This window comes from Halorubrum distributum JCM 10118 (assembly GCF_000337335.1).
Taxonomy (GTDB): Archaea; Halobacteriota; Halobacteria; order Halobacteriales; family Haloferacaceae; genus Halorubrum; species Halorubrum distributum.
In genome coordinates this window covers 1-7,106 of the sequence record NZ_AOJN01000003.1, presented here as the reverse complement: position 1 = coordinate 7,106, position 7,106 = coordinate 1, and the positions used below count along the sequence as shown (strand labels likewise).

Annotated in this window: 3 protein-coding genes and 1 pseudogene; 3 read left to right on the top strand and 1 reads right to left on the bottom strand. The window is 54.2% G+C overall.

All coding sequences use genetic code 11. The annotated features are described in order from the left end of the window. Positions 1-424: 424 nt before the first annotated feature. Positions 425-1,263 (bottom strand): annotated as a pseudogene (locus C466_RS00305) (IS5 family transposase). Between the two features lie 265 nt (positions 1,264-1,528). Here C466_RS00305 and C466_RS00300 point away from each other — a divergent pair. From C466_RS00300 to C466_RS00285, 3 genes are all read left to right on the top strand, one after another. Beyond that, complete coding sequence (locus C466_RS00300; protein WP_004595547.1) at positions 1,529-4,429, top strand: hypothetical protein; 2,901 nt, start codon at positions 1,529-1,531, stop codon at positions 4,427-4,429. A 240-nt stretch (positions 4,430-4,669) separates the two neighbouring features. Then, positions 4,670-6,388 carry an outer membrane protein assembly factor BamB family protein gene (locus C466_RS15650; RefSeq protein ID WP_080505950.1) on the top strand — a complete coding sequence of 573 codons (1,719 nt, stop codon included), beginning with the start codon at positions 4,670-4,672 and terminating at the stop codon, positions 6,386-6,388. Between the two features lie 106 nt (positions 6,389-6,494). Next, complete coding sequence (locus tag C466_RS00285) at positions 6,495-6,908, top strand: TRAM domain-containing protein (protein WP_193366036.1); 414 nt, start codon at positions 6,495-6,497, stop codon at positions 6,906-6,908. Positions 6,909-7,106: the final 198 nt, after the last annotated feature.

Genomic DNA, 7,106 nt, shown 5'->3' with positions numbered 1-7,106 from the left:
CTTCGTGGATTTCATCGTCTGCTTGCTGGGTTTTAGACACACCTTCTGCAAGCAGACGTCTCAACTAACCGGCTTTGTGATGTACTGAGTCTTTTTATTTCGACATCCTGGCTGAATTTCGAAACCGTATCGTGACAGTTGTGAGGCTTTATTGAGTGAGACATCGATAGATTCACACACCGTTTGAATTTCCCGATAGAATGTGTCCGGGTTGTAGCTTCGGCGGTCGGCTTCTTCAAGTAGCACGTATATATTTTCAACTGCTTGCATGTCGCCGTCTGCCGTTGACTAACCATTGAATCTGCCGGTATCTTCTTGAAATCTCAACTATATTTTGCTAACACCACAGTACCGACACAACTGCCTTGGTGAGATTATACGTTTCGCGGAAACCGGTCGATCGGGCTTGTTTAGACGCGGGCGATCACGGTCGTGAGGTGCTGACAGCTTGTTCTATGTTTCTAACGGAGCCTTTAGAACGAACTCTCTGGACTGGCAAAACCATGTTCTAGCCCGTAACGTCTCGCCGAACCGACGCTTCAGTGCTTAGAAGATCGCCTCGATGAGTGACCGGCGGTGGTAGGTGTCCTCGTCGTGGCGGGCGTTGTGTGCTTTGTCAAGCGGATAGAACTCGCGGTGTTTAATCACTGGACGAACGTTAGCGTTCCTGAACCCCTGTCGGAGTGCGTCCCAGTCGTAGCCTTTGTCAGCGACAACCGTCTCTAACTTTCCCAGATTTCGAGTGGGCACTTGCCGGCCGACTTAGGTGTCGTGTGGCTGTTTCATCGAGAAATGAACGTCAAGGATTGCTGTCGAATCGCAGTCCAAGAGTGCTGTCATTTTGATATCGTCGAAGTTGTAGTCAACGTGGAGCACGTGTTGCCGACTGGCCTTGTGACGTTGAAATCCAGTCGCGTCGATTGCCTGTATCTCTCCAAATTTGTGGAGTGACACGTATACACGCGGCAGTACACGCCAGATACGCATCTTGAGATCCTGCTTTCTGGTACAAACCGTGGTGAAATCTGGGAGTTCGTCCACGGTCAGACCGAGCAAAGAGACGCTCCTCGGCATCTCTTGAAGCACATCGAGCAACCGCCGATACGGGTGATCGAGATACTCTCTCAGACAATGAAGTGCGACGATTACCCAATCTGCATAACCAGCCTCACCCATCTCAAGTGCTGGATCTGGGTCACCAACGACAGATTTTTGAGATAAATCGACGCAACGATCGGTGAAGCGGGCTAGTTGGGTGAGCATACTCGACTCGTTCCCGCTTCAGTTACTCATACTTCCGGGAGGGAACGCCTCTACACGGCGTCAAAACACGGCCCGCGCTCTGTATCTAGCACGGTGCCAACAAACTATCAGCTAATGAGAAGTTCAACAGATCCATCTATTGTCATCTCTTGGCGCTTTGAAACACTGTTCTTAGATGCTAAATTAACAATTGCTTGTCACGCCTAGGTCGAAGACGATATTCATATGGGAACGCGAGAGAAGGTTAGAGCGGTGAACCGAATCTGTGAGATTTTATGTTCCTGAGTGGGACGATGCAGTTGACGCTCATTACGACTTCGAGCATGACGAGCTCTCAACGCTTGATCGTCAGGAGCGTGATCTAGACTATATCTGGGATATATTTGAGCCGGAGACAACGCCGATTGATGGCGTTCTCATCTCCCGTGAGCAGGTTGAGGAGACTGATCGAAAGGCCGAGAGGCTCTCGGAGCATGGCGTTTACGACGACCCCGTCCTCTCCGTACCCAACTGGCTTCCAACAATCAGCGACTGTGGCGCCTGGGGCTACAAGTCCTACCCATTTCCTCCGTACGGCAACGAGGAGATGCTTGAGTTCTACGAAACTCTTGGTGTCACAGTTGGTGTCACTATTGATCATCTTGTCCTCGGTTCTGGGAAAGAAGAGGGACGGCTCTATCTCGACGAGCGTGCCTTTGAGGGTGAACTGAGCAAGAGCGACATTCCGACGACCCTCGAAGATGTTGTCGACGTGATGATAGACGAGTGGCCCGCGGAATGGCCTGACTACGTCAGCGAGTATGAGCCCACAATCCGGACGGCAGAGAAAAGTGATGTCGAACCATTCACCGCCGAGGATTTTCAGGGCGACATCGATAGTGTCCTCGCACGTCTCGCTCATGATTCGCGTGCGGTCTACCGGGAAAATGACGCAAAATTCCGCTATGAACTCACACTGCGGAACGCGCAAGAGATGTACGACCTCTACCAGCAGCGGGAGTACCCATTCCGCTTGATGGTCGCGATCCAGGGCTGGGATCCCGATTCCTACGCAGCCGCCGCCGCCGATGTCCTGGAAATTGGCTATGATTATCTCGGGATCGGTGGTGTTGCCGGCAGTCCGATCCATGACGTTCGCATGATCGTGAAGTCGGTCGGGAAGACCGTAAAAACGTTCGAGCGCGAACATAATGCACGCATCGACTCACACGTTTTCGGGTTCGCGAAGACTGACGGCTTCGAGACGGTCGGTCGCTCTGGGATGACAAGCTTTGACAGTGCGAGTATGCTGCGCTCAGCGTGGACGGGCGGACAGAACTACCGCCTTGACCACGGCGAACGGTACGACGCGATCCGCGTCCGCTATCCGTCGAGTCGCGACGATCTCGAAACGGCCATCGAAACTTCTCTCCGCGGTCGCGAGACACTCGTCGCTCTCCGCGCATATGACAGAGGAGATTTGATCCGTGATGCACTCGAAGAATGGAACGATATCGCTGCGGAGGTTCTCCCCGCAGCAGAACGCTATCTACGTGAGCATCGCCACGACAAGCAGTTCGATCATCGCCTCCTCAGAGAAGTTGAGTCGACATTCCGGGAAGATTTCGAGTACGGTCGCGAGTTACAGGTGAGTTTCAGTGGCAACCTCCGTCGTGATCTTGTCAAACTCCTTCGAGAGGACGATCCCGACGATCCCATATCCTTCCAGAAGTATAATGACCTTCTGAACACGGCCGCTACAGTCTACGAACGCCTCCCACACGCGACATCAGCGCTTGATGATTCGGATCTAGGAAGCAACTACGACCGCATCTGGACGATCATTCGCGATTACGCAACGTGGATCGGCGACGACGACCTCCTCGATGAATATCAAAAGACGCTCCATGAGCGCCCGTGGGAGACATGTGATTGCCCGATTTGCCACGAACACGGTATCGAGGTCTGTATCTTTCGTGGTAACGACCGGAACCGACGTCGTGGCTTCCACAACACACGACGGTTCTACGACGAGTTCGAGGACGAACTCCCAAAAATTCTCGTCGCAACCAAGGGAACAGCGAGCATCAACGGCTACAGCACCGTCGAAGAGTACCTCCGGGACAATCACTCACGTTTCTGGTCGCACACTCACGACCTCCCCGTCGCAGAACTCGGTGTTCTCGATGCAAGCGGCGTAAACGAATGGTGGGAAGACACGCCCGAAATGGTGTCATTCGCTCCTAGTCGAATGGCTGCGAACGTCGCCGAACAGGCCGCCCGCTATCAGCATCTCTTTGTCCAGACTGAAGATGGCACCTTGGACAACGAAATCATCACGGCGGCCCGTGAGAACGACTGCGAAGTCACGACCTACAGCGATCCGTCTGAACTCCGCCAGGGGGTGCTTGAGACATGTGGCGAGGACTACGCTGTCGGCAAGGACTTTCTACCGCAACCACCCGAAATTGAGGCTGACGAGCTCAATATTCTCGTCATCGACCAGTGTTCGGGGTCGAAGGAGTTCCCCGACGACGCCTCTGTCTTCGGCGCCGACGAAACGCTTCAGTTCTCACGCGAGGCTCTCCTCTCGCGCGATAATGTTCCCGGAATAGCCGCTCGCGATCTCTACACCGGCCGCCAACAGAACTACGTCTGTGACGCCGTTCGTCGCCTCCGCTCGAACGGCCACAATGTCGAGCGTCATTTTATCAGTGCCGGCTTCGGCCTCGTCGCTGAGGACGACGACCTCCCTCCCTATGAGGTAACGTTCAGCTCGATGAATGTCGGAGAGATCCGTGAACGCTCCACAAAACTCCACATCCAAGAAGACCTTCGACACGTACTCAAGGAGTCTGACTACGACATTGTCTTCTTCACACTCGGAAAGGATTACTACACTAGCATCGATATCGACGAGATGGTGCAGGAGGTGCGCTCTGATCGCATCGGCGTCGTATTCAACCGCGAACTCGTCGAAGACCAGTTCGACAATATTGAGTCAGTCCCCGCACGTACAGAAGATGCGAAGCAACACGGAACGATCGTTGTCGGTCTCAAAGGCCTCTACATCGACAACTTCGCGAAGTATGTCGAAGACATCGGAGTAATTCATCCGGAAACAATAGAGGAACTCTGTCGACGGGTTGACACAGAGCCAGATCAGCCAACTTTTGAAGAATACTAACCACTCTAGTCCTCTATGAGGATTGCTGGCTCACCTCGATGAGTCGCTCCCTTACGTATTCTTGGAACGCTTTGTGTCGGTTGGTTCTTGGTCTGGACCGTTACGTTTCCGGGATCGGTGTTGATTGTCCAGTTGGAAGGAAATACCGTTAGGTATCTGGTACGGACTCTGCTTGCCGACAAGAGTCCACAATGAAATAGATTAGCGAAGATACTACCATGACCAGGTGAATGTTTCTAGATGACCAATTCTGGGTTTTCAATTCCTCACGACGAAAGTGTCTCGCCAGAAGATATTGAGCAGAGCGTTAGTCTTTCCAATGCCAACTTGCGTACCGCCGATCTTTCGGGTGCCGATCTCTCAGGAGCCGATCTTTCGGGCGCCGTACGTCCAGCTGACCTCTCTAACGCCGATCTTTCAGAGGCTGATCTTTCAGGCGCCGACCTCTCGGAAACTGACCTACGTCGTACAGATCTCTCAGACGCCGACCTTTCAGGCGCCGACCTCTCAGGTACCTACCCCCCAGGCCTCACAGGCGATAACTTTGCCGGAGCCGATCTCTCGGATGCAGATCTCTCGGGCGCCGACTTCTCGGGTGTCATCCCACGTCCTGCCGACTTCTCGGGTGCTGACTTACGGCATGCTGACCTCTCAGGCGCCAAATTAGCTGACGCGATCTTATGCGACGCCAACTTAGCCGACACAAACCTCACGAAAGCTAATCTGCGCGGCGTCATCCTGACCGACGCCGATCTAAGCCATGCCGAACTCTCGAATGCTGACCTACGCGGCGCCGTCTTGACTAACACCGACCTTCACGGCGCCATCTTGACTAACACCGACCTTCGCGGCGCCGTCTTGACCGATGCCAATATAGACTGCGACATTTTGTCCGACGACGAAACAATTGCAAGACCCACACAGACAACTGCTACGTGGCCGATGTTTCAGGGTGGTCCAGCACGCACCGGCCACCAGGATACGACCGGCCCACGAGAAATAGTCACTACGCAGTGGGACTTCCAGACAGATGGCCCGGTAGAGTCGTCTCCAGCAGTGGTCGATAGTACCGTCTACGTCGGAAATAAGGGTCGGCACGTCTACGCACTGAATACAAGTGATGGCACCGAACGCTGGCGCTTCCAGACAAACGGCGGCGGGCACTCGTCGCCGGCAGTAGTCGACGAAACCGTATACATAGGGAGTTACGACAACCAGATACACGCGCTGAACGCAAGTGATGGTACCGAACAATGGAACTTCCAAACCGATGGCCCAGTCAAGTCGTCGCCGGCGGTGGTCGATGGTACTGTCTATGCCGGGGAAGAGGGCCACCACGTCTACGCGCTGAACGCAAGTGATGGCACCGAACGCTGGCGCTTCCAGACAAAAGGCGGCGTGTCCTCATCGCTGGCAGTAGCCGATAACACTGTATACGTCGGAAGCCGAGACAAGAGCGTCTACGCACTGGAAACGAGTGATGGCACCGAATGTTGGCGCTTCCAGGTAGACCGCGGTAGGCACTTGACGCTGGCAGTAGCCGACAGCACTGTCTACGTCGGAAGTGGGCATCGCGTCTACGCGCTAGACACGAGTGATGGCACCAAACAATGGGATTTTCAGACAGACCGAGGTGTATCCTCCTCGCCGGCGGTGGCCGACGATACCGTTTATATTGGAAATTTTGATGGCCGCGTCTACGCGTTGGATGCGGGCGATGGCACCAAACAATGGGAGTTCCAGACAGATGGGGATGTATCCTCGTCGCCAGTGGTGGCTGATGGGATCATCTACGTCGCCACCTGGAACGACGATCACATCCACGCGCTGAACGTAAGTGATGGTACCGAACGTTGGCGCTTCCAGATAGACGCGGCGTGGTCGGCGGCGGCAGTGGTCAACGGCACCGTCTACGTCGGGAGTAGGGATTCCCACATCTATGCGCTCTCAGAGAGATAATCAATAATGTGGACCGAGTGCCCGGCGTGTGAGGACGTTGTAGCGCCGGATAGGGAGACAGCAGAATAAAGTGTGATTCGTCGCGTATCCAGTGTGAGGCCTATATATGGAGATTTCAGATCAACTTCGGTGTCTGTTCTCAGGGAAAGTCGAAGAGCGGAACGGATCATATGTGATTGAGGTACCGGAGCAAGAGCTCCACCTAGGCGACCTAGAGGCGGACGAAACGTACCGTGTCGCTGTGTTGCCGTCACCCACCACCAGCGAGACCAACACTATTGACGACGATCCACAGCCCGAGCAAGCGTCACAGACGCCCCCTGTTGAGGAAGGAGAACAACGCACTGTCGAAATCGAAGACATTGGTGACCAGGGCGACGGCATCACCCGTGTTGAGCGCGGGTTCGTCGTTATCGTTCCCGACACCAAACAGAGTGAGCGTGTCACTATCGAGATCACCGATGTCCGCGAGAATGTCGCCTTCGCAGAAGTTGTCGATCGCGTCAGTTACTACGAGTAGTTTGAAGCGTTCAATCTTTTTGTCTGTGGACGGGATCGCGTGAGCGATACAGGAGATTCACTTATGTTGTTCCGTGAGGTTCGAGCTTGCTCTCGACGAAATAGGACACCGCTCTTGTGTAGCACATTGTTGATTTCAGAGAGTGGCTTTGACGGCGTGTTTGAGAGCTTCTCGTCCTGGTTTGCGATAGAGTTCTAG

Excerpts from the sequence above, each read along its gene's own strand:
- C466_RS00285 (WP_193366036.1), top strand. The coding sequence starts at position 6,495 with ATGGAGATTTCAGATCAACTTCGGTGTCTGTTCTCAGGGAAAGTCGAA.
- C466_RS15650 (WP_080505950.1), top strand. The coding sequence starts at position 4,670 with ATGACCAATTCTGGGTTTTCAATTCCTCACGACGAAAGTGTCTCGCCA.